The organism is Ruminococcus sp. YE282, assembly GCA_900101355.1.
Lineage (GTDB): Bacteria > Bacillota > Clostridia > Oscillospirales > Acutalibacteraceae > Ruminococcoides > Ruminococcoides bromii_A.
This window is the reverse complement of record FMUV01000001.1, coordinates 140,074-162,361: the sequence shown is the minus strand read 5'-3', so window position 1 is coordinate 162,361 and position 22,288 is coordinate 140,074. Positions and strand designations below refer to the sequence as shown.

35 protein-coding genes and 4 tRNA genes are annotated in these 22,288 nt (G+C 36.8%); 17 read left to right on the top strand and 22 right to left on the bottom strand.

Annotated elements, in window-relative coordinates; genetic code table 11:
• Window positions 1-1,061: 1,061 nt before the first annotated feature.
• The 22 genes from BLP46_RS00850 to BLP46_RS00765 all read right to left on the bottom strand — a co-directional run bounded on the left by BLP46_RS00850 (window position 1,062) and on the right by BLP46_RS00765 (window position 8,385).
• Window positions 1,062-1,301, bottom strand: a complete 240-nt coding sequence (locus BLP46_RS00850; RefSeq protein ID WP_092974164.1) for a hypothetical protein — start codon at window positions 1,299-1,301, stop codon at window positions 1,062-1,064.
• 2 nt (window positions 1,302-1,303) lie between these two features.
• On the bottom strand, window positions 1,304-1,483 hold the full coding sequence (locus BLP46_RS00845) for a hypothetical protein (RefSeq protein ID WP_092974161.1): 180 nt from the start codon (window positions 1,481-1,483) through the stop codon (window positions 1,304-1,306).
• 8 nt (window positions 1,484-1,491) lie between these two features.
• The gene (locus BLP46_RS00840) at window positions 1,492-1,671 is read right to left on the bottom strand and encodes a hypothetical protein (RefSeq protein WP_092974158.1); all 180 of its coding nucleotides are present in this window, start codon (window positions 1,669-1,671) and stop codon (window positions 1,492-1,494) included.
• 61 nt (window positions 1,672-1,732) lie between these two features.
• Window positions 1,733-2,233, bottom strand: coding sequence for a hypothetical protein (locus tag BLP46_RS00835; protein ID WP_092974155.1), 501 nt, complete (start codon window positions 2,231-2,233; stop codon window positions 1,733-1,735).
• Between the two features lie 172 nt (window positions 2,234-2,405).
• Window positions 2,406-2,606: a hypothetical protein gene (locus BLP46_RS00830; protein WP_092974152.1), complete on the bottom strand. Its 201-nt coding sequence runs from the start codon at window positions 2,604-2,606 to the stop codon at window positions 2,406-2,408.
• A gap of 1 nt (window position 2,607) precedes the next feature.
• Window positions 2,608-3,087: a hypothetical protein gene (locus tag BLP46_RS00825; protein ID WP_092974149.1), complete on the bottom strand. Its 480-nt coding sequence runs from the start codon at window positions 3,085-3,087 to the stop codon at window positions 2,608-2,610.
• 13 nt (window positions 3,088-3,100) lie between these two features.
• The gene (locus BLP46_RS00820; protein ID WP_092974146.1) at window positions 3,101-3,370 is read right to left on the bottom strand and encodes a hypothetical protein; all 270 of its coding nucleotides are present in this window, start codon (window positions 3,368-3,370) and stop codon (window positions 3,101-3,103) included.
• 39 nt (window positions 3,371-3,409) lie between these two features.
• On the bottom strand, window positions 3,410-3,613 hold the full coding sequence (locus tag BLP46_RS00815) for a hypothetical protein (RefSeq protein ID WP_092974143.1): 204 nt from the start codon (window positions 3,611-3,613) through the stop codon (window positions 3,410-3,412).
• A 34-nt stretch (window positions 3,614-3,647) separates the two neighbouring features.
• Window positions 3,648-3,842: a hypothetical protein gene (locus BLP46_RS00810; RefSeq protein ID WP_092974140.1), complete on the bottom strand. Its 195-nt coding sequence runs from the start codon at window positions 3,840-3,842 to the stop codon at window positions 3,648-3,650.
• A 136-nt stretch (window positions 3,843-3,978) separates the two neighbouring features.
• The gene (locus tag BLP46_RS00805) at window positions 3,979-4,194 is read right to left on the bottom strand and encodes a hypothetical protein (RefSeq protein ID WP_092974137.1); all 216 of its coding nucleotides are present in this window, start codon (window positions 4,192-4,194) and stop codon (window positions 3,979-3,981) included.
• Window positions 4,195-4,205: 11 nt separating this feature from the next.
• A complete protein-coding gene (locus BLP46_RS00800; RefSeq protein WP_092974134.1) occupies window positions 4,206-4,835 on the bottom strand; it encodes a hypothetical protein in 630 nt (209 codons plus the stop codon).
• 15 nt (window positions 4,836-4,850) lie between these two features.
• On the bottom strand, window positions 4,851-5,024 hold the full coding sequence (locus tag BLP46_RS12895; protein ID WP_167669131.1) for a hypothetical protein: 174 nt from the start codon (window positions 5,022-5,024) through the stop codon (window positions 4,851-4,853).
• Between the two features lie 14 nt (window positions 5,025-5,038).
• A complete protein-coding gene (locus BLP46_RS12890; RefSeq protein WP_167669130.1) occupies window positions 5,039-5,191 on the bottom strand; it encodes a hypothetical protein in 153 nt (50 codons plus the stop codon).
• A 14-nt stretch (window positions 5,192-5,205) separates the two neighbouring features.
• A complete protein-coding gene (locus BLP46_RS00795; RefSeq protein ID WP_092974131.1) occupies window positions 5,206-5,409 on the bottom strand; it encodes a hypothetical protein in 204 nt (67 codons plus the stop codon).
• Between the two features lie 10 nt (window positions 5,410-5,419).
• On the bottom strand, window positions 5,420-5,914 hold the full coding sequence (locus tag BLP46_RS00790; RefSeq protein WP_092974129.1) for a hypothetical protein: 495 nt from the start codon (window positions 5,912-5,914) through the stop codon (window positions 5,420-5,422).
• Between the two features lie 16 nt (window positions 5,915-5,930).
• Window positions 5,931-6,095 (bottom strand): hypothetical protein, encoded by a 165-nt coding sequence (locus tag BLP46_RS12885; RefSeq protein ID WP_167669129.1) that lies wholly within the window; start codon window positions 6,093-6,095, stop codon window positions 5,931-5,933.
• Window positions 6,096-6,205: 110 nt separating this feature from the next.
• Window positions 6,206-6,412 carry a hypothetical protein gene (locus BLP46_RS00785; protein WP_092974126.1) on the bottom strand — a complete coding sequence of 69 codons (207 nt, stop codon included), beginning with the start codon at window positions 6,410-6,412 and terminating at the stop codon, window positions 6,206-6,208.
• Between the two features lie 44 nt (window positions 6,413-6,456).
• Window positions 6,457-6,660, bottom strand: coding sequence for a hypothetical protein (locus tag BLP46_RS00780; protein WP_092974123.1), 204 nt, complete (start codon window positions 6,658-6,660; stop codon window positions 6,457-6,459).
• Window positions 6,661-6,688: 28 nt separating this feature from the next.
• The gene (locus BLP46_RS00775; RefSeq protein ID WP_318259387.1) at window positions 6,689-7,258 is read right to left on the bottom strand and encodes a hypothetical protein; all 570 of its coding nucleotides are present in this window, start codon (window positions 7,256-7,258) and stop codon (window positions 6,689-6,691) included.
• A gap of 118 nt (window positions 7,259-7,376) precedes the next feature.
• Window positions 7,377-7,778, bottom strand: a complete 402-nt coding sequence (locus tag BLP46_RS00770) for a hypothetical protein (protein WP_092974120.1) — start codon at window positions 7,776-7,778, stop codon at window positions 7,377-7,379.
• 13 nt (window positions 7,779-7,791) lie between these two features.
• On the bottom strand, window positions 7,792-7,938 hold the full coding sequence (locus BLP46_RS12880) for a hypothetical protein (protein ID WP_167669128.1): 147 nt from the start codon (window positions 7,936-7,938) through the stop codon (window positions 7,792-7,794).
• Window positions 7,939-8,067: 129 nt separating this feature from the next.
• Window positions 8,068-8,385: a hypothetical protein gene (locus BLP46_RS00765; RefSeq protein ID WP_092974117.1), complete on the bottom strand. Its 318-nt coding sequence runs from the start codon at window positions 8,383-8,385 to the stop codon at window positions 8,068-8,070.
• Between the two features lie 1,782 nt (window positions 8,386-10,167).
• On the opposite strand from BLP46_RS00765, the gene BLP46_RS00760 reads away from it, so the two are divergent.
• The 17 genes from BLP46_RS00760 to BLP46_RS00690 all read left to right on the top strand — a co-directional run bounded on the left by BLP46_RS00760 (window position 10,168) and on the right by BLP46_RS00690 (window position 22,269).
• The gene (locus BLP46_RS00760; RefSeq protein WP_092974114.1) at window positions 10,168-10,488 is read left to right on the top strand and encodes a hypothetical protein; all 321 of its coding nucleotides are present in this window, start codon (window positions 10,168-10,170) and stop codon (window positions 10,486-10,488) included.
• A gap of 9 nt (window positions 10,489-10,497) precedes the next feature.
• The gene (locus BLP46_RS00755) at window positions 10,498-11,019 is read left to right on the top strand and encodes a hypothetical protein (protein WP_143000420.1); all 522 of its coding nucleotides are present in this window, start codon (window positions 10,498-10,500) and stop codon (window positions 11,017-11,019) included.
• Complete coding sequence (locus BLP46_RS00750; protein WP_092974108.1) at window positions 10,980-13,814, top strand: hypothetical protein; 2,835 nt, start codon at window positions 10,980-10,982, stop codon at window positions 13,812-13,814. The genes BLP46_RS00755 and BLP46_RS00750 overlap by 40 nt, the downstream gene beginning before the upstream one ends.
• 198 nt (window positions 13,815-14,012) lie before the next feature.
• Entirely contained in the window at window positions 14,013-14,885 is an 873-nt protein-coding gene (locus BLP46_RS00745; protein ID WP_092974105.1) for a hypothetical protein, read from the top strand.
• Window positions 14,882-16,090: a GIY-YIG nuclease family protein gene (locus BLP46_RS00740; RefSeq protein WP_092974103.1), complete on the top strand. Its 1,209-nt coding sequence runs from the start codon at window positions 14,882-14,884 to the stop codon at window positions 16,088-16,090. The genes BLP46_RS00745 and BLP46_RS00740 overlap by 4 nt, the downstream gene beginning before the upstream one ends.
• Before the next feature lie 363 nt (window positions 16,091-16,453).
• Window positions 16,454-16,529, top strand: a tRNA-Glu gene (locus BLP46_RS00735).
• A gap of 3 nt (window positions 16,530-16,532) precedes the next feature.
• A tRNA-Tyr gene (locus tag BLP46_RS00730) sits at window positions 16,533-16,620 on the top strand.
• A gap of 3 nt (window positions 16,621-16,623) precedes the next feature.
• Window positions 16,624-16,699 (top strand) — tRNA-Asp (locus BLP46_RS00725).
• Window positions 16,700-16,919: 220 nt separating this feature from the next.
• A complete protein-coding gene (locus BLP46_RS13465) occupies window positions 16,920-17,018 on the top strand; it encodes a GIY-YIG nuclease family protein (protein WP_143000418.1) in 99 nt (32 codons plus the stop codon).
• Between the two features lie 55 nt (window positions 17,019-17,073).
• Window positions 17,074-17,724, top strand: coding sequence for a hypothetical protein (locus BLP46_RS00720; RefSeq protein WP_092974100.1), 651 nt, complete (start codon window positions 17,074-17,076; stop codon window positions 17,722-17,724).
• An 18-nt stretch (window positions 17,725-17,742) separates the two neighbouring features.
• A tRNA-Thr gene (locus tag BLP46_RS00715) sits at window positions 17,743-17,816 on the top strand.
• 43 nt (window positions 17,817-17,859) lie between these two features.
• Window positions 17,860-18,030: a hypothetical protein gene (locus BLP46_RS12875; RefSeq protein WP_167669127.1), complete on the top strand. Its 171-nt coding sequence runs from the start codon at window positions 17,860-17,862 to the stop codon at window positions 18,028-18,030.
• Window positions 18,031-18,039: 9 nt separating this feature from the next.
• On the top strand, window positions 18,040-19,476 hold the full coding sequence (locus BLP46_RS00710) for an MBL fold metallo-hydrolase (RefSeq protein ID WP_092974097.1): 1,437 nt from the start codon (window positions 18,040-18,042) through the stop codon (window positions 19,474-19,476).
• Between the two features lie 10 nt (window positions 19,477-19,486).
• The gene (locus BLP46_RS00705) at window positions 19,487-20,113 is read left to right on the top strand and encodes an ATP-dependent Clp protease proteolytic subunit (RefSeq protein WP_092974094.1); all 627 of its coding nucleotides are present in this window, start codon (window positions 19,487-19,489) and stop codon (window positions 20,111-20,113) included.
• Window positions 20,114-20,160: 47 nt separating this feature from the next.
• On the top strand, window positions 20,161-21,369 hold the full coding sequence (locus tag BLP46_RS00700) for a metallophosphoesterase family protein (protein ID WP_092974091.1): 1,209 nt from the start codon (window positions 20,161-20,163) through the stop codon (window positions 21,367-21,369).
• Window positions 21,370-21,383: 14 nt separating this feature from the next.
• A complete protein-coding gene (locus BLP46_RS00695) occupies window positions 21,384-21,677 on the top strand; it encodes an HU family DNA-binding protein (protein ID WP_092974088.1) in 294 nt (97 codons plus the stop codon).
• Window positions 21,678-21,687: 10 nt separating this feature from the next.
• Window positions 21,688-22,269 (top strand): hypothetical protein, encoded by a 582-nt coding sequence (locus BLP46_RS00690; RefSeq protein ID WP_092974085.1) that lies wholly within the window; start codon window positions 21,688-21,690, stop codon window positions 22,267-22,269.
• Window positions 22,270-22,288: the final 19 nt, after the last annotated feature.

Genomic DNA, 22,288 nt, shown 5'->3' with positions numbered 1-22,288 from the left:
AACGCAAATAAAACCATAAGAGAAAATGGCGGGATATATAGTCGTAAATTTAATATATCTCTAAAATCCGTCAGAATCGTCTGTATTGCATTTTTAATGTTAGCAATGAATTGATATTACTTAGTGATAAAAGTGCAGGAGAAGTCAAATCTCGCAAAAAGAAAAGGTATTTAACCATAAGAAGGATATTTGGATTGTTGGTTGCGAAAAATCCGGCAATGCTGTAAACCAACAAGACAAATTAAGGCTGCAAGCCGCACCAATATCCTCTTATATAATATATATATATATATATATATATAATTAAGAATAGTCTTAAATGAGTGTATATAAATTAAGAATAGTCTTAATGTTATATATAATAATTAAGAATAGTCTTAAAGGAGTATATAAATTAAGAATAGTCTTAAATTAATACATAGAAATTAAGAATAGTATTAATTTATATTAACACTATTATATACTGAACAGTATATAATAGTGAATAGTATATAAGTATATAATAGTGTGTTGTTTACCACCTTGTTTTTATCGAACATCTTGTGTTATGGTTTTTGAAACGGTGTTAAACAAATCTATCTTTTTTTATTAGAAGAATCAATTTAGTTCCGCAGGAGCTAAATTGCAAATATCATTCGTGCTATACATAATCCTTTAACAACAGAACACTTGTCTATCCGTCAAAAGTTTTCTGTTGTGGTTACAAAACTGCGGATGGGCAAGTGTACTTTATTATATACTTTAATACTAAATATAAATTAATGTATGAATAGTATATAATAAAGTGTATAATAATTAAGAATAGTCTTAAATTAATATATAGAAATTAAGAATAGTCTTACATATATATAACAATTAAGAATAGTCTTAAATATTATATATATAATTAAGAATAGTCTTACATATATTACATAGAAATTAAGAATAGTCTTAATTATATATATATATATATATTATATAAATACTATAATCCCGTCTTGCGCGGCAAGCCGTGATATTTTCCTTCTATGGTTTAGGGAACATTTATGCTGAACACACAACATCAATGTTCCCTATTTTGGTTATCTATTAATATCTGCGCGAATCAAATCTTTTATATAGCCGGAAACATTATCAACAGCATCCAAATGGTCAAGAATATCCTTGTCTTGCGGCAACCATAGAAAGAAAGATTTTTGTTTTTTCCTTTCTTTGTTTTCCTCGTTCCATTTGCGTTGTGCTGCACCTTTGGTTTGCTTTACATACTCGGCATTGTATTTGTTTTTATGCTGTCTCGCTTCGTCTGATAGTTTTTGCGCCATATTTAATCCTCCGCGCGGGATATACTTAATAAATCCATAGAACCATACAAACATTGGTTACTGATTTTCCGCGCTTTTGCTCGTGCCTGTTGAGCATTTGTAGCCTCAATTTCTCTTGTGGTTTCATACCCGCCATTTTTTAATTGTGGATTACTACGCCAGAATTTAGCAATATATGTCATAGTGTGCCTCACTTTCTTTTGGATAAATTTTTAAGATATTTCTGCCGCGCCTTTTTGTCCGGCAACTGCTGAATTGTTTTGCAATGCTCCTGAATGTTATCTATCGGCGGTAATGTGGGTTTAGTAGCATCCCTAATAGCAATTACCGCCCAAGCAATTAAAATTAAAACGACTGCAAGTAAAGCCATATAATCACCTCAATTTTTCCGTCTATGGTTATTATAATATACTGTTCATATTATGTCAATACTAATCCTCGAATTTTTTATCAAGGATATAATCGTATCGCTCAATAATATCGTCCTCGTAGTTTGTGTTTGGATTGTACATCAAATATGTAACGATTATTGTGCCGGTCGTGTACTCTAAATCACATCCGTTATAACTGATATAATTGTACTGCTCGCTATCCGTGTTGAGAATCCTGCCGTCGCCTTTGCGTTCCTTGTTGGTTACAATTCCGATTACACGCTCGACAATAGCCCTTTGAAGATTTGTGCGGTTGGTTAGCATTTCCGCCGTTAATGTTTTTGTATCGTAAATATCAAACTTTTTATATCCTTTGTCTGCCATCTGCATTACATAATTATCCTCGATGGGATAATAAGGCAATACCGTATGTTCCGCGCCGTTGAATGTGAATGTCAGGTTTGTTTTCTTTGCGGTTGCTCCTGTTGTTTCTGCCTGTCCGCAAGCTGCAAGAGAAACAACCATAATGATAATCAATGTGATAGCAATAATCTTTTTCATAGTCTAAACTCCTTTATTTTGGCTCGTGCCGCGATTTTTTCCGTTGGTAGTATGTTTATATTCCTTGCCGAGAAAATGCGATACAGGCAAATTCTCGCAAAAATAAAGCTATTTATGCGAGTACAAATGCGCTTGCATTTGATTCTCGGCGTTTTAGAATGTTTTGTGCTATTTACAATTTGTAAATCTTAATGCAGAGTTTGTCGCCATCCGCGCGGATTTTGCTCACGCGATAGTCAGAGTATTTTGATTTCTTAACTTCTGTCGCTGCTCCGACAAAACACTTGCGCCCCGTGTCCTCTCTGGTTAATCTTATTATCTGCTTGTCCTCTCGTTCAACGATGCAGCAGATGTCATATACAGAAACTAACATATTAGCACCTCTCATACTTTCTTGCAAAAAGTTCCATATCGTCCGGCAGCAGATTGTCGTTTGCATACTGCTCGGAGATTTCATTGTGAAGCCTGTCAACAAACCTTGTGAACGCCTTGATTATCTTCTCGGCATCGCCTGTTGTCTTGCGGAAAGAAACCTTTGTGTACTTGCAATAAAGATATGACTCATCCTGCGGCGGCTTGTGCTTGATTGAATTTCTGATAGCCTCAAGGGTCATCGTGTCCGGCAGTTCGTTTTCTTCCGTCCAGTTTCTCGTCGGAAGGTCGATTGTCAACTTTGTGTAAATTGCATCGTTCTCCGCGATTCTGTGTGGGAACTCGTCATCACCTGCACCGAGGTAACAATCAATGATGATGTATTTTCCGAAACCTTTAATAAGCGTGCAGGTGCATAAACTCTTAGGAAATTTCGCGGCATAAACTGCCATAATCCTGTCCTGAAACTCCTTAAATTTCATTTTGTTTACCTCCTTAAAATAATTCGTCCTCAGTTCTGCTTTCCGTATATGTTACGTCTTTGAATGTTCCGAGGCGTTTCTTCGTTGCAGAGATTTTATCGTTGTCGTTATCAACAATATAACCCTCTCCACTTACGATATATCCGCCATCTGTCTTTATATATTTGATTTCGTTATCAATCGGGCAAACAATAACCCGATTTTCCTCTGTGCCAATGTTGAACGGCTCAGAAATGTATATGTGTTTTGTGTTTAATCTTCTTACGAAAATGCGGGATGTCATTATAATCACCTCTTAATGTCAATCAAATTCTTGTTTTATTTACGCTATGTTTTCTAACGCCATCTGAATAATGAAATATTCTATGGCTTTGTCGTCGGTTAATGCTTGCTTTAATTCTGGATGTGAATTGATTTCATTCATACAGATTGATTTCAATTTTTCCATTTGTTTTGTTTGATTTTGGCAATCGTGCATATAATAGATATGGTAAATCATATCTTCAATTTTTCTGCTCCAAATCATTTTGCCACCTCCCGTTTTAAGGTCGTATTATTCTTTAATAATTATCGTTCTCTGTGTAGCCGTCCGCCTTTGCCTGTGCTAAAATTGACTTCATATCGGTAGCCTTGATTTCCGCGCCGTCAACTACAATCCGGCGGCAGAACGTTGAATACTCTTTTTTCTCTGTATCTATCCTCAGATAGTTACGATGTCCGTATGTGTTTCTCTTTGTTTTGAACTCTAAAAGCATAATCAACCTCCGCAATGTTTTGTGTTATTTACTTTAGATTTTGAAATACAAGGGGGATTTCCGCTCCCTCATTACGCTAACCATTATAACATACTATGAATATTATGTCAATAGTTTTTTGAAAAAATTTTGCGGGTTATGCGCCGACAATCCAACCGATGCCGCGCACCTTATATTTGATTTTGCAGCGGTCAAGAATTGGCAGTATAGTCGCCTGTATGAACTCGTATGAGCGTTTTTCCGTTAGGTTAATATAGATACTCTCTAACAGGCGAAAATCCGTCAGAGACAAACCTCGCGGGATTTTGCCCTCATTATATGCTCCGTCTATAATCTGCTTTAATTTTTTCATTGTCTGCTCCTTTACAGCTTGTATATTTTGTTTTTCTTTGTGCCTGTTCCTTTTTTATACTCGGCAATCCAAATGACCTTACCGCCCTTTAAGTGTCTGAAATGTCCGCGCACATTGAATTGACCGCGCGGAGAACGTCTCTCGCCTTTCCGCTTTACGCTCAGTTTGCCCGAAGGCTCTTTGTTGAAAAGATAAATCACATTGTCGCGCTTGATGTGTGTTTGCTTTTGCGCGGGCTTTGCTTTCGATTTTTCCGTTGTGATGCTATCAATAATATCAAGTTCCTGCTCTGTATATTGCACATCGTCGCCATAGACTATTAGAGCCATAAGCGCAAAATACATTCCGACAATATCCTCGATGAATGTTTGTTGTGCGCCGAAACCTTTGGCGGGCTGCTTTGCGATTTTCCATTTGCCTGTAATGATTTCAATTTTATAATTGAATGATTCATTAGCCACAACATAATGGATGTTTAATATATTTTCCGTTCGTAGATATTTGACCCTTGATTTTACGTCGGGCAAAATGACCTCGATGCCTTTCATCGGATTTGCGCCGCGCCTTACAAGGTCTTTATTCCTGTCGCGCCACGCGAACAGTGCCTCAACGTCCTTATTCTTTAGAATACATCTATCCATTTTGCCCTCCTTGTCTTATTTTCTGCCGTATCGTTTTAAGATTTTGCGGCACTCTCTTTTGCTTTTGCCGGTCATCTCGATTAGCATATTTTCCGTGTCTTTGTGCGTGTAGTGTTTGTGTCGGTCTGCGCCGGCAGCTCCCGCCGCTCCGCAAACCGCGAGGATTCCGATAATAATAATCAGCGGCATAATCTCACCTCTCCTTATTCTGCGGCTCTCTGAATTGCATATGCCGCATCGCGCTTTTTCTTGTATTTTCCGAAACACAAAAGCGTTGAATACTTTTGTTTCTCTGTATCGAACACACACCACCAAACCTTGCCGTCCAGTGCCGTTCTTTGTCTGGGTTCGAGCATATTTTCCTCCTTGATTATTTCATATTCGATAATCTGCAAAGCTCAGAGCAACGGAGATGTGACGGAAATAATGACCAACTTTTTCCATTTTTATCTGTGCCGTGCCAGCCGTATTCATCTTTTTTCGCTTTCATTTTTGTACCGGGATTTCCGGCGGATGTTGCTGTCAAAAATTCAACGTCCATTTCTGTGATATGTCGCGGGATTCTGTTTGCCATATTTTCCTCCTTAAACCTGATGGATTGTATAGCGCAGAATAGCTCTACCCCTTACGGAATTGTCAACGACTTTTCCGTTATAGTTATAGCGTTTGCCGCGCACCGTTTCATATCCTGCCATCCACGGACAAGAGCTGTTTGCAAAATAATGTTTGCACTCCCAAAATCCGCCGTTACCATACGGATTTACTTTCATATGTCTGTCACGGATTTTCTGTGCGCCGTCAAGTACGGACTGTTCCTCCGGTGTTACGTCGCGTTCTCCGGCGGCATAGATAGTCAGAGATTTTCCATCATATTCAACCAGCTTTGCGCCGTTAAACCTCAACTCGCTTTCTTTTCCGTCGGCGGTCACAAGAATAATTGCAACTGTATTGACCCTTGCAACCTCGCGGATTCCGCGACAAAAATCAGGGATTTCATCACCGGTTTTGCCGAAGCGTTCGGTTAATTCAAATTTGATTTTGCCGGCTCGCGCCTGTCTTTTAAGTTCTGCTAATGACATAGTGATTCCTCCTTGTTTACCATCCTGATTTTACAACTTTTCCGTCAACAAATACTCTATAAGCCATTCCCAGGTCTTTCGCGTATCGGACGGCTTCTCTGATGCTCTTACATTCGCGCGGAGTCATACAATAACCCCACTTTGTATTGCAAATTACTGTACATTTAATTCCCTTTGCCATTTCGTTCACTCCTTTGAATTTTTCCGTTAAACCATAATTAAAACGGTCAATATATAATCGCTTTAATTGTGTTTTAATTTGCCCGTCAAGCCGATAGCACAGCTATGTAATTATTTAATGAGATTGACCGCTAAAAACTTGATACCCTTTAGCAGCCACGCCGGAGAATAAAAGATGTTTGTTGCGATTCTTCCGACAACATTCTGACCGGCAATAAACTTTCCCGCCATTTCCTTTGCCGACATCCGCTTGCTGACAATGCAGTTAAAAACGATATAAGCGATTCCGACGGCAATGATAATAATTTTTCCAACCATTTCAAATACCTCATTTCTTTTGTTTATGTTTTGTGCTATTTATTTTAGGCTGTCAAGAATTTTTCCGTGACATCCTCATCAGTAAAGCAATTACGATGTGTGCCAATCCGTACCGCGCGGCTGATTTTGTAGCCGTTCTTCGTTGCCGTTCTTTTCGCATTTTCAATGCAGTTTGGATGTTCGGCAAGATTTGCGAATAATAAGGACTCCGCGCCGTTCTTCATTCCGTAAACTCTTAAAGTTTCCATTTATTTCCTCCTTGTCAATTTTTCCGTGTTATACTCTTACACACGCCGGAGCAGTCCCGCGGAATTTCCAACCGTAAACCGCGCCTATATAGTCGCCGAGTCTGACCGTATAGCGGTTAATATCTGCCGTTGTTGCTTTTCCGCAGTAGATTTTATAAAGCAATTTTTCCTTCTGTCCGTCAGAGAGTCCGGGCTTCCACATTCTGTATAAATAGGCGTTTGTGCCGTCGTGATGGGCTTCTGTTCCGCGTAAATTTCCGTACTGGTCAACATACCATTCACAATATGAAATTTCGCCCACGTTTGAATAAAGGCAGCTTTCAAGGTCATCAAATTCGCGATAACCACAGACGCGCCCGTTCCATCTTCCGATGTCGGCAACGCAGAGGATGGACTCCGGCAGGTCGATGCCTTCCAGATTTTCGCGCTCGTCGTCAAGGCGCATTGCATTATCTTCCGCGATGCGTTCGTCCATTGCATAGCCTTCCGGCGTTTCCTCGTCCATTTCCGCGCAAATCTCGCGGATATCTCGCGCATAGTTTTCCACTTCTTCCGATGTCATAAAAACGACATCACACCAGATTGTATATTTTTTCATAGTAATACCTCCTTGAAATTTGGCAGCGGCTTGCAACGCTCCGCCTGGCTGCATTATACCGGCGGGAGTCTGTCACCTCCTCACGCTCCCGCGCGGTATGCTCTGCATTTGTATATATTTATTTTGTTGTTTCTTCCATCATCTCGCGGAAGGCGTAGCACACACGGGCGGCGGCTTGATATAATGCGCGGGCTTGCGTGTCTAACCATTCCTCCCGAGCGTTCGGGCGGCGTTCGCCGTTTCTTGTCTTTTTCAGCTCCGACGGCGTGCAGAGTCTTTCTGCGATATCCCCGTTATAAATCAGGCTGCAACCTCCCCAAGAATATTGTTCCCAGTCGCTCGCGCCGTTGAGCATCCACTTTTTAAGCTCGGCAGTATCGCGGGCATCGCGTTCGTTATAGTTGCGGGCTTCCTCGTATTCGTCCACAAGCTCAAGCGCATACTCACGAACTCCGCGACTCCACGCGCTGCGGGCTTGCCTTGTTTCAACTTTATTTCTTAAAGTATCAATATTTAACATAGTAATAACCTCCTTAGTATTCTCTATTATTAAATTTTTCTATTGCCTCGGCATCGTTGCCGGCGTGAATTTCTGAATAATAACATCCGTCACGGGTAACAATATATTTGTACCCTATACTAATTAAAGCATCAAAATAATTTCTTGTTAATTCCTGCATAATAGCCTCCTATAATTTAATAGCAATTAGTTTGTATAAGCTCCCGCGCCGCGTCAAGGCTTGCTATTTTTGCGGGAGTACCGGCATCGCGCCGGCGTTATTTGTTTATATGTTTTGTGCTATTTACTTTTAGATGAAAGAAATATTGACCTCCTCCCGCTCCGTCATTATTGTTTCTTGATTTAATAATTCTTTGAGCGTCTCGCAAATTTGCGCGGCGGGAATATCGGCATCGCTTGCAATTTCTACGCGGATGGACGGCTCAAAAATAATATTGCCCGTGCTGCCCATCTTGTAAACGCCTTCGGCATCCATCATTGTAAATGCAAAAATATTATACTGGTTTAATAATGTATTTGCTATAATCTTTTTAGCATCGCCGGCTTTTATGATTTGTGTTTCTGTATCTTTATCATATAAGCCTATTGTAAATAATGTTTTAATCATTTTTGTTTGTCTCCCTTCTCTTATCTTGATTTAATTATAACATACTATTAATAGTATGTCAATAGTTTTTTGAAAGTTTTTTAATAATTTTTTGTGTAGATGTTTTGTGTGATTTACTGTACCTATAATATAACATACTATTAATACTATGTCAATACTTTTTTTGAAATTTTTTTGAAAAATTATTGATTTGTCACATTGCACAATGCAAGTATAATGTAATTGTATAATATGCACAACTCTATTATATCGGTATAATTGCGCCGGTATAACTAAATATAAATAGCTCTATTTGTGCAAGCATCAAAGCGTATTTATATTAAATATATATTAGTAATATAAATATATAATCAAATAATAAAACGCAATACAAATAAAATAAAAGCATATTAGAATAATATGGATATTTAGCGCGGGAGTCAGATATAAGTTCCTGGACGGCTGCCGGGTTAGATATAAATATTTTAATATGGTATAGTGCTAAAATATATTTATATGCTAAAGATTGTTAAAATATTAACAATATAACGCGCGGGTTATGATTTAACGCTTTAATATGTTAAAATATTATTGCTGCTAAAAAGATTGTTAAATTAATAACAATGTTATGCAAAAGATTGTTAATTTTTTGTCAATGTATTGAGATGGTAAAGATTGTTAAAGTTTTGTCAATGTAAAAAGCGGTAAAAGATTGTAAACAAATATAAAATATTGTAAAAGATTGTTAAAAATTTAACAATGTAAAGTAATTTACTTTACACCTTCCCGAAAAATCTAAAACTATACAAAATGTTATATAATCAGAATTACAAATTGTATATTGCTAAAATAGAATAATATCACAATAAAATAAATGTTTTATAGTCAAAAATCAACTTCATAAAATGCACAAATATGAAGATACCGCCGGAATAGCCCAAAAATAGAGGGGGGCTTTAACATAGTAAAGCGATAAAGCGTTACCGTCAGGAGTGTTATGTGTCCCATTCTATCCACATTTCTTCTACTAACCAAACCCCATCCTATCCCTCAAAAATAGAGGTTTACCGAAAAATCAAATTTTTCATTACAAGTCACCATAAATAGACGTTTTGCAATACATACCGAAACAGTCATTCCTTAATAGCTACTCCGCGAAAATAGAGGGTTTACTGCCCAAAAAATTCGATTATCGAAAACCACCTATAAAAACCACATCAGAACAGTAATCACAATCCCTCTATTTTAGACGGTTTCTTATCCCGCAGAATTTAGCTGATATGGTTTTTCGGATTATGTTTTAACAGATAACCCGCGAAATTTGCGTGATAAACTATTCCGAATTTATGCAAAAAATAATCCGAATGTTGGTTAAAAATATACCCTACCGTCAGGTAGGGAAGGTGTACTTTATTATATACTTTAATACTAAAGATACATTAATGTATGAATAGTATATAATAAAGTGTATAATAATTAAGACTATTCTTAATTTCTATGTATTAATTTAAGACTATTCTTAATTTATATATAACATTTAAGAATAGTCTTAATTTATATATATATATATATATATATATATTATATATATTAATATATACTATTTACTTTATAATGCAAAAATCCGGCGGAGTTCGCAGACTTCCCTCTGTGGCTTCTACAAAAAAATAAAAAAAATTAATGTAAATAGCAAAAAACATATTGACAAAACTTTTGTAAAGTGTTACAATAGCTATGGATTGAATAAATAAACCGCCGCGAGGTGGGACTACATTTACAAACAAAGAAAGGAGGTGCTTATGATTGAACGATAGACCGCCCAAAGAATACACGAACGAAGAATGGCTATCTGATTTTGAAAACCTTAAACGAACAGTCATTCCCGCGCAAGAGGACAGAATGAGGGTAATCCCCGATACTCCCTCTTATGGTTCATATCACGGTAAAACTCAGTATCAGAATTATTGCAGCTTTATCAATAACATTTTGAGGAACATCCGGCGCGGAGAGGTTGATTACTGTTATTACATATATCAAATAGCGGATTTACTAAAATATGAGAAAGAAAGGTTAGAGGTTCAATGGTTACAGTCTGAACGCTGTTTCCGCATATCTCTAAAATAAATAGCACAAATGTTTAATATTGATATTAAGAAAAAGAACAAACTTATACCCATTGTGGTTATCTTACTAATCGCCTGTTTGGTTTTAGTTATCCTATTGTTTTCTAAATGCGGGAACGAACAGCCGGCGCAAAATCTAAATCCTGATGATGCCGCTGTTACTTGGAACGGAGAGCAAGAAGTATCAAAACCAACAGTTGATAATAAACCTGCCATCGCTGTTCCCGGCATAAAAGAAATGATTTTTATTGCCAACCAAAAAGAACAGAAGGTTAATCTTTATAACCCGCGAGAAAACAACTGCTACTTTCAAATGAACTTGTATGCCGAGGACGAGCTTGTTTGGAAGTTGGGCAACGTTTCTCCCGGCGATGGATTTTATGATATTGAATTAACCAAGACTTTGCCTCAAGGCGAACGGCAGGGTTATCTATTAATCAAATGTTACAAACAAGACGGAACGGAATTAAACTCCGCGAGGGAGGTATGTGAGTGGAGCAAAAAAGCCCACATAAGCTCATATACAAAATAGAGAGCAAAATGTTGAAGCGGAACAAGTGGAAACTTAACCTCCCGCTTGAAACCGCGTGGAAAGAATGTCCAAGCGTTATTGTGGCTCTGAACGATAGTCAATGTCTGAGATTTATAGATGAAATCAACGGCGCGGAAAACGTAAGTGAGAAAATCTATAACTTACAAAGAAGAATCCGCAATATCAAGAAGAAACCCAAAAGCATTGAAAACAAACGATTGATTGGCAATTACTATAACACTCTATATCATCTTCAATTCCAACAAGATTATGTTTGTGTGGTTATGAACTCCAAAAAGGATTACGACCGCGCCAATCAAGGATTTTCAATTACATACGAAAACAATCATACAGTAAAATACCGCCGCTTGCTCGGCACAAATGGCGGTATCAAAAACTCAACTATTGTCTATGTCAATGAACTTCTATACGACAAGATAAAAAGCAAATTAGATAACGGCAGGAAAATGGATATGAAGCTTGTTCCCGCCAAGCTCGAAGCATATCAAGCCCTTATCTGTTCTGGCTCAATTCCGCTGCCAATGCCAAAAGGTTTCATTGTGGTTAAGGATTGCATAACGAAATTCAAAGAGGATGTTTATGTGATTGATGATAGCGGTGACGGAGAACCAAAACTGACGTTTGAGAAAGATTATGAAATTGAACACAACGGCTCGGATGGGTTTGGGTTAATGTCTCCCTCATACTCCCGCGAAGTAAACGGCTACCTGACAGGGTGTGAAGATACCCTGTCGGGTATGACTGTTAGATACGCTTGGACTAAAGGGATGCTTTATACTATGGATTTTGTGGAGTTTGCGGAAAAAATTGCCGGCACATACGAAATCATAGATGTTTGGGGGCAAAAGCGCGATGTCCGCGAAGCAGATGTTATCCTTACGGAATCTATGTTAAAGTTGTGGGATTCATATGACAGTTGGGAAGATTACTTTGAGAATTGTCAAAAAAACAATTATGAGTTTGCAGTAACTAAAACCACGCCTCAAGAGCTTGAAAACGTAAGAGATACAAACTATCAGTTTTTGCAATCCTATCAATTCACAGATGAGGAAATCAAAGAGTTGTGTCAGCCGACGGTTGATGAAATAAAGTCTGTTATTGGTTTGGATTACAGAAAGAGTTTAGCATTTCTCGCGGGATTTAGTTTAACTGAGGATAATTGTTTCACAAAAGATACTGAGAGTTATGTTAAAGCGTTAATGATTGAATCAGATATGATTAACGACCCATTCATCCGTAGAAAGATATACAGTATGATTCGCAAGCGGATTGAAATGGGCGAACGCGGAGCAATTCGCATTAATGCAAATTTCGCTATGGTTAGCGGAGACCCTTATGCCTTATTGCAATCTATCTTTGGTTTGGAGATTACAGGATTACTAAAGGCAGGAGAAGTTTATCACAAATATTGGATTGATAAAGGAGCGGAGGAAATCGCTTGTTTTCGCGCTCCAATGAGTCAAAGTTCCAACATAAGGAAATTAAAACTTGTAAAATCAGATATTGTTGCTTATTGGTTTAGATATATTCAGACGGCTTGCATTATCAATGATTGGGATTCTACGGCAGAGGCGGAAAATGGGTGCGATTTTGACGGAGATAGTTTCTTCTGTACGGATAATAGAGTTCTTTTGGATAATACCGATAATCTTCCTACAATTATTTGTTTACAAAAACGAGCAGAAAAGGTTATTGCCTCAGAGGAAGATATTATTGCTGCCAACAAACTTGCGTTTAGTGATGAAATAGGCGAAGTTACAAACCACGTTACAGCAATGACGGTTGTACGTGATAGATTTCCAAAAGATTCTGTTGAATACGAAATGTTGACATACAGGATTAGATGTGGGCAGCATTTTCAGCAGTGTTGTATTGATAAATGCAAAGGAATTATTGCAAAGTCTATGCCAGAGTATTGGTATTCAATGCGCAGCTTAAAAATAAAAGAAAATGATACACAAGAGGTTATTGATTGGAAAACAATCAACGAGCGAATTGCCGCGACAAAGAAACCCTACTTTATGTGCTATGTTTATCCCAAGCTCAAATCGGAATACAACAAATACGTTAAGAACAATAATAACTCAGCAATCCGCAAATATGGTAAGTATGGAATAAAGTGCGTAGACGATATTCGTAACTATCCCGCGCAATCGCCTGAGATGTCGGACTTCATAAAATTCTACGACAAACTCTCCCCTGTTGATTGCGGCGACTCGACAATAAATCGTATCTGTTGGTTTTTTGAGGATTCGTTTAGAGATTGCTTATCTAATATCAGCGAATATATGATTAAAATAACTCAAAAGCCGTTTGATTATACGATTTTGAAAAGTAAAACTGAATATAGCAAATCAGACTATGTAGGAATCTCAAAGATTTTTAATGATTATAAAGCCAAAACCAAAAACCATATGAAAAATCTAACCGAGCGCAAGGTTTCCTCAGAGCAGGAGTTCGCGGACTATATGATTATGATAAATCATTTCAGAAAGCAATGCTTTGAGATTTGTCCGAGTGAAGAAGAAATGTGTAATATCGTTTTGGATTTATGCTATCAAAGTGAAAATTCAAAGAAGTTTGCTTGGGATGTATGCGGCGATGTTATTATCAAAAATCTGTTACAGAGAAATGATAATGTAATTCACTTCCCGCAAGTGGTTTCCGGCGAGGGTGAGTTTGAATATTGTGGTCGGCAGTTTACAATGAAAGAATTGGAGGTGGATTATGGGAAAATTGACCCCGATGAGGGCAATCCGCGCCAAGTGTCTTGACTGTTGTTGTGATAGTCCAACAGAGGTAAAACTGTGCGATATTAAGACTTGCCCTTTATACCCCTATAAAAGTGGGCATAAACCGAGAAAAGGTACTGAGGAATATAATTTCATTACCGAGGGTAGTTTTACAAAAAAATGTGCCTCTACGCCCCCTCTAAATGAAAAAGAAAGCCATTTACAAGGAGGTGACGAAGAATGATTGTATTAAATGAGAAAGATTATGCTATCGAACACCTTGAAAGTGGCGATGTCGGCGAAAAACCGTTTTTCACATTATCTATGATTGCGAAGTATTATTATCACTGTTTGGGATATAAGAAAAGCAAAATCAATAAACTGCTAAATGAGTTTATGCAGAAAAATTATTTTGGCTATCAAAACGATAAACTCACTTGGGAGGAAACCATAGATAAAATTGTTAGGAATGTAAACAGGTATGAGTTACTTGAACTCGCGGGAGTTAGTATCACGGAATCTGAGCTTGAAAAAATAGCTACGCTTGATAATCCTGAAAAAGAGCGGGTTATGTTTACAATCTTATGTCTTGCCAAACTTGGGCAGTTAAGAAACCCGAATAGTGACGGCTGGGTAAATGAAAGCACAAAGGATATTTTCAAAATGGCGCGGGTTTCCTCTAAACGATTTGACCGTGAATTATGTATCGGTGAATTAACCGATAATGGTTTTCTTGAATTGCCGCTGCGAAACGCAAACAACAGTGTGAGAGTGACATTCATCGACAATGAGGGCGAACAGAAGCTATTGGTATCTGACTTCCGTGAACTTGGATATGAGTATTTGAAATACAAGGGCGGCAATTTTATTCGATGTGCTGAGTGCGGGATTTTAACTCGCGGGAATAAATATGGTAATAAAAAATATTGTAATAATTGTAAATCATATAATCCAATGCTCGTAAAAATCATTAAATGTATTGATTGCGGCAAAGAGTTTGAGGTAAATTCCAAAGATAACTGTACTTGTAGATGTGATACTTGTAATTTGGAGTATAAAAGGAAGTATTACCGTGAATATAGAAGAAATCAAAGGGAAAAACAAAAGAAATGAACCATTATGTATATTTAACTACCAATTTAGTGAATGGCAAGAAATATATTGGAAAACATTCAACCGATAAAAGTATCGAAGATGACAATTATTTAGGTAGTGGAGTGCTAATTGCTAAAGCAATATCAAAATATGGCAGAAATAGTTTTCGCAGAGAAATATTGCATCATTGTGATTCAGAGGAAGAAGCGTTTAATTTGGAAATAGAAGAAATTAAAAAGCGCAACGCCATTGATGATGATATGTATTATAATCTCGCAACTGGCGGAGAAGGAATTGCCGTTGGTTCTGCTGTTGCTCCTGGCAACTTCAAAAAGCACCCAGAAATATATAATCCTAAAAAATATATTTCAGAAATTAATAGAGATTTTGTTAAGGCGCAAGGTCGGACACTTTTCAAGTTGAAGTATTATTGTATGTATTTACGGTTAAATGGATTTTCTAAATCAATAGCTAAAGATATTTTGATTGAAATAAGCAAAAAGGCAAAAGAAAAATTTTTAACAAATAATGTCAGAAGAAATATTTTTATGCAAGAATTAATTGACCAAATATATGGTTTATCAGAATCTCAAATCGTTGATTTTATAGGTAATACAAAGTTTACTTTGTACGAGTCGGAGCTAAATTATATTTGCGGGATAAAGAATAAAAAAATAAAAAAGATTGCATTTGGAACATTAATTTATTATAAACTAAAGTCAAACAATAATTGCGACTACATTGAATTTAATAATTCTGCAATATGTAAATTAGGTAAGGTATCAGTTAAAAAGCAAGAACGACAGAATTTAATAAAGCAATTAGAGGATGATGGTTACATAGAGATTTATGGGAATCGTTACCGTATTCCTTATTGTGCTAACGAAAGTGCTTGCGATGTTTATAAAACAATTTCTTCTTTTACGATAGATGAAAATATATATTTACTCTTAGAAGAATATGTGGGTAATCAAAATGTATCAAAGTGCGAAAAGTGTGGTTCATTTATTATGAACAATAAGAACAGAACGAGAAAGTATTGCGATTATTGTTCAACCTATAAATTGCAGAGATACAAAATTCAAAAATGTATTGATTGTGGCAAAGAATATGTTATATCGGCGCACTCACGTCAAATTCGTTGTGAAACTTGCCATCGCAATGAAAGAAAAAGAATCGACAAAGAGCGTAAATATCGGTATAGGCATAAAATTTGTTCATAGCGCAAATATGAGAGAAATCAAAGAAATTTGTGCATTTTTCACAACAAAAACGCCCTATTTTAGAGGGTTTACAGGGTATTTTGTGCAATTTACACAAACGAATCCTTTTATTTATATGAGTGGGGGATAACCCACTTATACTCTCATTTCTTTATCTTTCTCTTTCAGAATTGGCGTTGGCGCGGCAAAAGCTGCGTCGGCGCATCTTAAAACAACGCGGCTAAACACAATCATCCTTCTACATTATCTACATTATAAAAAAGACTAACTATCTGCTTTTACAATTTAATCGTTGTATGAGTAGATGTAATTGATTGTGCAATTCCCGCGATTTACATATTTTGCATAATAGTTCAATCAAATGGCGGATTAGTCAAGCGGTCAAGATACTCGGCTTTCAATCGAGTGGCGCACGGTTCAACTCCGGCATCCGCTACCATATGGGTAGGTATGCAAGTCTGGTCAAAGCAAGCAGTCTGTAAAACTGTTTCGGCAACGATTCAAAGGTTCAAATCCTTTCCTGCCCACCATATGGCTTTATAGTTTAACTGGTTAAAGCACCGCCCTGTCACGGCGGAGTTTAGGGTTCGAGTCCCCATAGAGCCGCCATATATTCTCGTGTAGCTCAGTTGGTAGAGTTATACTGATTTGATATTTTATTAAACATCGTTTGTTTCTATTGTTTTTAGAAATCGAAAGTTTTTTGTTCACAATCGAATACATTTGTCAAAATACAAAGTTAGGACAGAGAGTCGCTCTCTTTTTGTTGCTGCAACAACAATTACTAACTTTGTTTTTTTATATCTTTTTGCAGAAAGGAAGTTTTATTATGATAGGAATATACAAATTTACGAACAAAATAACAGGTGAATCTTATATTGGACAAAGTACAAATATAAAAAGAAGATATAATCAACATAAAAAATAAGAGTGATGTCAAAAGAGATACTGGTAAATCAACAGAAAATTCTTACTTTCATCATATGCTTAACTATTTTGGATTTAACAATTTTAATTTTGAGGTTATCGAAGGATATAAAAAAGAAGAATTAAAAGAAAAAGAAATATATTATATTGCTAAATATAACACCAAATATCCAAATGGTTATAATCTCACTGCTGGAGGCGATATGCTATACTATAAAAAATTAAATCAAGATACTGTTAATAAAATAATTGTTGATTTAGAAGAAAACATTTTAACTGAAAATGAAATTGCAAAAAAGTATTCACTGCATTTTAATACAATCTCTCAAATAAATGTTGGAAATACTTGGAAAGATGACAATAAACAATACCCGATTAGGCAAACTGCAATAAAAAACAATAAAAAATCTTTTGCACAAAGGCAAGAAGAAAATAAAGATGTTTCTATTAGAGTAAAAAGAGATTATGCGTGTTTGCAGTGTGGTAAAAAATTAAGTGGAAAATGCAAAACACTATTATGTCCTGATTGTTATAACAAACAATTAATTCAATATATACCAAGTAAGAAAGAATTAATTGATTTACTATCAAAAAATTCTTTTGTAAGTGTCGGTAAAATATATGGAGTAACAGACAATGCGGTTCGTAAATGGTGCGATAAATATAATATCCCGCGACATTCATCATATTATCGAAATGCCGCTTAATACCCGCAAGGGTAATATGCTGAAATAGTATAATGGTAGTACCGTAGATTTGTAACCTACTAATCCGAGTCCGACTCTCGGTTTCAGCTCCAAACATAGCGAAAGCTAAATTTACAAAAGGTGGTTACACCAAAATTGAAAGAAATAACAAAAAAGGAAATGGAAGCACTAATTGAAAAAGGTGTTATCCGCAATTCAACAAGAGGTTATGTTAAACAAAACGGCGACATCGTAGGATTTTATCGTACCCGCCACAGAAGATACTTAGAGGACAAATATGTAGACATAGCCAAAAAACTCACATAAGGAGCGTATATGGCTAAAAAGAAACTAAAATCAAATGGCATATTCTTCACGGGAAAGGCATCCGAGGATGTAACGGGTTCTCAGTATCTTATTAAATTCGGACATACCCAATGCTTGCTTGAATGTGGATTATTTCAATCTAACGATTACATAGAATCATATCGAGCAAATTCCGCGAAATATCAGTTCAAACCCTCAGAAATTGATTTTGTTTTCCTAAATCATATTCATATCGACCACTCAGGTTGCATAGGTAGATTAGTCCGCGAGGGTTTTCGTGGTAAAATTATAGCCACAAAAGAAACTGCGGAATTGCTAAAACCAATGTTATTAAACTCCTGTGCAATACTTAAAGAAGAAGCACGGATTTTATCTCGAAAATACAAGCGAGATTATAAGCCTCTATACGAAGAAGAAGATGTTTACAAAGCATTGGAATTGGTTGAGGTATATAACGAATATAACAAAGATTATGTTTTGAACGACAATGTAAGTTTTCAATGGTTAAGAAATTCTCATTGTCTTGGCGCGGCTCAGTTGTTACTAACACTCCGCGACAAAAATTCAACGAAAAGAGTTTTATATACGTCAGACATCGGAGCATTAAAATCCAAAAATCATTATGTTACGAATACTGAAATTCCGAGCCGGCACATAGATGTTTGTCTTTTAGAGAGTACCTACGGATTGGCTAAACGGCAAACCAAAAAGAAACGCTCATATGACATCAAATTGCTTGAGTCCGCGATAAATACAGTTATCGAGCGCAAAGGTACGGTACTTCTCCCCTGTTTCAGTTTTAGCCGCACACAAGAATTACTTACAACATTATACGAAATTTATGGCGCACAGAAGAATTTCTGTACGCCTATTTTTATTGATTCAATGTTGAGTTGTGAAATATCAAGAATGTATTCACGATTGCTCGATGGAGATAACGCTGAAAAATGGCGGGAAGTTTTTGAATGGGAGAATGTGCATTTCATTGAAGATAAAGACGAATCCAACAATGTTATTGCAAACCGTATGCCAAAGATAATTATTTCTTCTTCTGGATTTTGCACGAACGGCAGAATTGTCGGATATTTGAAAAGATATTTACGCGACCCAAACTCAATGGTTATCTTTTCTGGTTACACAGGCGATAACCCATCTTACTTGTCTTATCGGATTAAGAATTATCGTGATAACAAGTTCATTAAGATAAATGGCGAACAAGTGCCAAACCGCGCGGATTGTATAAATCTCACGACTTTCAGTAGCCACGCAAGTTTCAACGATTTGGTGGAATACGGAAGTTCGCTGAATACAAACAAATTGGTTTTGGTACACGGCGCGGCAGATGCTAAAAAGTGTTTGGCTGAGAAATTAGAAGAAGAAATATCAAAAAATGATAAAACATATCGTGTCATTCAATCCTTTAAGGGAATGATGATACATTTATAGGAGATACATTATGGTTGAGAATATTGAAGAAATGCGAGATATAGAAGAATCGTTTTCTTATGATTATAACGATAAATTCATAATGGAAGATAATCTTGATAGAAGGATTTATCTTAATTCTGAAATAAACGAAAGCGCGGTTGACGTAATTGTATATCAAATTATGCGTTGCAATCGTTTAGATAGAGATATTGACATTGAAGATAGAGAACCGATAAGGCTGTATATAAATAGCCCCGGCGGTTCAGTAATTGACGGTTTTTCACTCATTGACTGTATCAAATTATCAAAAACGCCCGTTTATACAATCAATTTGGGAATGTGTTTCTCTATGGCTTTATTAGTTTTTATGGCGGGTCATAAGAGATTTAGTTTCCCGCACAGTGAATTTCTATTGCACGACGGGCAAAGTTCAGATGCTAACAGCACAGCAAAAGTGAAAGACTATTTAGATTTTTCAATTAATCAAATCGAGAAGATGACCAAAGATTATGTTATTGCACAATCCGCGATTTCGGGGGATAGCTTCGACAATAATTATCGGAGAGAATGGTATTTCCTACCCAAAGAAGGCAAAGATATTGGTGTTGTGGATTACATAGTCGGTCAAGATTGTGATATGGATGAAATTTTATAGGTTTGCGGATATTCTTTCCGCTAAACTTCAAGAAAGGTGGAAAGAGATTGTTTAGAAGATTTGAGGATGAAAACGAACAGAGTTATTTATGGCGACTTGGACAAGCCAAAGACAATGGATTAGTTGAATATAGTTGGGACGATATTGCCGATATTATGAATAAAGAATTTAGAGATGATATTTCAGATTATCGTAGTGAAGCGGCATATAGGAAACCATATCAACAAGCAAAGTGTTTTTATGAATCTGGCGTGTTTAAGGATTTTTCGCAAGAGCAGTACATCGAGGAATTAAGAGAAGCCAAGCAAGAGGTCAGAAAAGCAAAGCAACAATTATTCGACGAGCGCACAGCTTATAACAAGTCACTCCGCGAACAAGCTCGTCGCGAATCAATGTTTGATATTGTAAAACGTGCCATTGAAGAATACCGCCCGATTAGATTTGACTATCAGCCGCCAACTGCGCGGAAGGGCGATAACGACCTGATTATTCATTTAACGGACATTCATTGCGGAGTTAATATCAATTCGCCAATGAATCAGTTTAATACTGAAATCTTGAAAGAGCGTTTACAAAAATATCTCGATGAGATTATTGAAATCCAAAGAATGTATCAGTCGGAAAATGCTTACCTGATTTTGGGCGGCGACAATATTAGCGGCATCATCCACTTAAATGCGCGGATTGAAGCCAAAGAAAATATTATTACTCAGATTATGGTCGTTACAGATTTGATAAGCGACTTCATTTATGAACTGAGTAAAGTCTTTAATAAAGTCGAAGTACATACAACCGCAGGAAATCATTCACGCTCAACCGCGAGTAAAGAAGAAACCATAAAAGGCGAGAATTTTGATTTATTAGTTCCCTACATTTGCGGGAAAGACTTGAAAAACGTTGAGAATGTTGAATTTGTCAGTAATTATCTTGATTGCGATATAGCTACTTTTATGGTTAGAGGACATATGGTTTATGCCACGCACGGCGACAAAGATACCGTCAAAAATGTGGTTTATCATATGACTAATTTTGCGCGGAAGGCTAAATTGCCGCTGCCGGATATGTGTTATTTAGGACATAGACACACAAATTCGATGGAAACCATAGACGATGTTAAGGTTATTCAGAGCGGTTGTGTTGACGGAATGGATAGTTACACAATAGACTCAAGACTTGTCGGCACACCAGAGCAAACCGTTACTGTGGTTACAGAAAAACATAGAGTGAAAGCATTATGCGATATTCCACTTGATTAGAAGGAGAGAGAAAAATGGGAAAGAATGAGATTGTTAAACAATTAGCCGAGCGAATTGACGGAAATATTACCGAGGAAACTACGCAAAAATATTCGGAAGTCTGCGATACGCTCGTTGACATATTTACCGATGCACTGATTGAGGAAAAGCGAATTTTGTGGAAAGGCTTCCTAAGTATGGAAGTTAGAGACCGCGCCGCGAGAAAGGCGAGAAATCCCGCGACAAATCAAATTGAATTATTCCCCGCAACAAAAGTTGTTAGGTGTAAGGTAAGCGATACAATAAAAAATATTATTGCTGAAAAGTGAGGATAAGAAAATGAAAGAAAAAACTTTTGATAGCATTATAGACCTCGGTTGCCATATGTACGATGTTGCCGAGGGCGGAAAGACCATTACCGCAGTTGTTTTTGAGGAAGGCGCGAAAGAATTGTGGCAATGGCTTATTGATTATGATGAAACTAAAACTGGCGTTATCTTTATCCACGGAGATTATGAAAAAGAGTATTATGTTACTCTTACTAACGAATTTGTGTTAAGTATTGTTCCTGTTTTTATGGATGAGGGCAAAATGCTGAGTGCGGAAACAGACATTATGTTATTTGATGGTGATGTTTCAAATAAAATTGCGCTCGGTAATAATTGCGAACAGTATGAAATCGTTTACGAAGATGACGACGATGATATATATAGCGTTCTTCTTGATGACGAATTTGACGGTCTTTACGATTTCGATGAGGACGACGAAATTTATGATTTCTTTGAAGAAGATGACGAAGATTGCGGCGAATGTTGCGAAGATTGTTCAAACTGCGAACGCAGGCTTGCAGTTCAAGCAATAGGTGCTGCTTTGGATTATTTCAGTTACATATTGAACCAATATGATAATGTAGATGATTAAATCGGAGCTACCCGTTTGG

What these genes read in the sequence shown, in the direction of transcription:
- BLP46_RS00720 (WP_092974100.1), top strand. Translation starts at nt 17,074, where the DNA reads ATGCTTAACTATTTTGGATTTAACAATTTTAATTTTGAGGTTATCGAA.
- BLP46_RS00740 (WP_092974103.1), top strand. Translation starts at nt 14,882, where the DNA reads ATGAACCATTATGTATATTTAACTACCAATTTAGTGAATGGCAAGAAA.
- BLP46_RS00845 (WP_092974161.1), bottom strand. Translation starts at nt 1,483, where the DNA reads ATGACATATATTGCTAAATTCTGGCGTAGTAATCCACAATTAAAAAAT.
- BLP46_RS00850 (WP_092974164.1), bottom strand. Translation starts at nt 1,301, where the DNA reads ATGGCGCAAAAACTATCAGACGAAGCGAGACAGCATAAAAACAAATAC.
- BLP46_RS13465 (WP_143000418.1), top strand. Translation starts at nt 16,920, where the DNA reads ATGATAGGAATATACAAATTTACGAACAAAATAACAGGTGAATCTTAT.
- BLP46_RS00770 (WP_092974120.1), bottom strand. Translation starts at nt 7,778, where the DNA reads ATGTTAAATATTGATACTTTAAGAAATAAAGTTGAAACAAGGCAAGCC.
- BLP46_RS00775 (WP_318259387.1), bottom strand. Translation starts at nt 7,258, where the DNA reads ATGAAAAAATATACAATCTGGTGTGATGTCGTTTTTATGACATCGGAA.
- BLP46_RS00825 (WP_092974149.1), bottom strand. Translation starts at nt 3,087, where the DNA reads ATGAAATTTAAGGAGTTTCAGGACAGGATTATGGCAGTTTATGCCGCG.
- BLP46_RS00745 (WP_092974105.1), top strand. Translation starts at nt 14,013, where the DNA reads ATGATTGTATTAAATGAGAAAGATTATGCTATCGAACACCTTGAAAGT.
- BLP46_RS00790 (WP_092974129.1), bottom strand. Translation starts at nt 5,914, where the DNA reads ATGTCATTAGCAGAACTTAAAAGACAGGCGCGAGCCGGCAAAATCAAA.
- BLP46_RS00805 (WP_092974137.1), bottom strand. Translation starts at nt 4,194, where the DNA reads ATGAAAAAATTAAAGCAGATTATAGACGGAGCATATAATGAGGGCAAA.
- BLP46_RS12890 (WP_167669130.1), bottom strand. Translation starts at nt 5,191, where the DNA reads ATGCTCGAACCCAGACAAAGAACGGCACTGGACGGCAAGGTTTGGTGG.
- BLP46_RS00695 (WP_092974088.1), top strand. Translation starts at nt 21,384, where the DNA reads ATGGGAAAGAATGAGATTGTTAAACAATTAGCCGAGCGAATTGACGGA.
- BLP46_RS00815 (WP_092974143.1), bottom strand. Translation starts at nt 3,613, where the DNA reads ATGATTTGGAGCAGAAAAATTGAAGATATGATTTACCATATCTATTAT.
- BLP46_RS00795 (WP_092974131.1), bottom strand. Translation starts at nt 5,409, where the DNA reads ATGGCAAACAGAATCCCGCGACATATCACAGAAATGGACGTTGAATTT.
- BLP46_RS00835 (WP_092974155.1), bottom strand. Translation starts at nt 2,233, where the DNA reads ATGAAAAAGATTATTGCTATCACATTGATTATCATTATGGTTGTTTCT.
- BLP46_RS00830 (WP_092974152.1), bottom strand. Translation starts at nt 2,606, where the DNA reads ATGTTAGTTTCTGTATATGACATCTGCTGCATCGTTGAACGAGAGGAC.
- BLP46_RS00705 (WP_092974094.1), top strand. Translation starts at nt 19,487, where the DNA reads ATGGTTGAGAATATTGAAGAAATGCGAGATATAGAAGAATCGTTTTCT.
- BLP46_RS00690 (WP_092974085.1), top strand. Translation starts at nt 21,688, where the DNA reads ATGAAAGAAAAAACTTTTGATAGCATTATAGACCTCGGTTGCCATATG.
- BLP46_RS00780 (WP_092974123.1), bottom strand. Translation starts at nt 6,660, where the DNA reads ATGGAAACTTTAAGAGTTTACGGAATGAAGAACGGCGCGGAGTCCTTA.
- BLP46_RS00800 (WP_092974134.1), bottom strand. Translation starts at nt 4,835, where the DNA reads ATGGATAGATGTATTCTAAAGAATAAGGACGTTGAGGCACTGTTCGCG.
- BLP46_RS12895 (WP_167669131.1), bottom strand. Translation starts at nt 5,024, where the DNA reads ATGCCGCTGATTATTATTATCGGAATCCTCGCGGTTTGCGGAGCGGCG.
- BLP46_RS00755 (WP_143000420.1), top strand. Translation starts at nt 10,498, where the DNA reads ATGTTTAATATTGATATTAAGAAAAAGAACAAACTTATACCCATTGTG.
- BLP46_RS00765 (WP_092974117.1), bottom strand. Translation starts at nt 8,385, where the DNA reads ATGATTAAAACATTATTTACAATAGGCTTATATGATAAAGATACAGAA.
- BLP46_RS12880 (WP_167669128.1), bottom strand. Translation starts at nt 7,938, where the DNA reads ATGCAGGAATTAACAAGAAATTATTTTGATGCTTTAATTAGTATAGGG.
- BLP46_RS00710 (WP_092974097.1), top strand. Translation starts at nt 18,040, where the DNA reads ATGGCTAAAAAGAAACTAAAATCAAATGGCATATTCTTCACGGGAAAG.
- BLP46_RS00820 (WP_092974146.1), bottom strand. Translation starts at nt 3,370, where the DNA reads ATGACATCCCGCATTTTCGTAAGAAGATTAAACACAAAACACATATAC.
- BLP46_RS00810 (WP_092974140.1), bottom strand. Translation starts at nt 3,842, where the DNA reads ATGCTTTTAGAGTTCAAAACAAAGAGAAACACATACGGACATCGTAAC.
- BLP46_RS00840 (WP_092974158.1), bottom strand. Translation starts at nt 1,671, where the DNA reads ATGGCTTTACTTGCAGTCGTTTTAATTTTAATTGCTTGGGCGGTAATT.
- BLP46_RS00785 (WP_092974126.1), bottom strand. Translation starts at nt 6,412, where the DNA reads ATGGTTGGAAAAATTATTATCATTGCCGTCGGAATCGCTTATATCGTT.
- BLP46_RS12885 (WP_167669129.1), bottom strand. Translation starts at nt 6,095, where the DNA reads ATGGCAAAGGGAATTAAATGTACAGTAATTTGCAATACAAAGTGGGGT.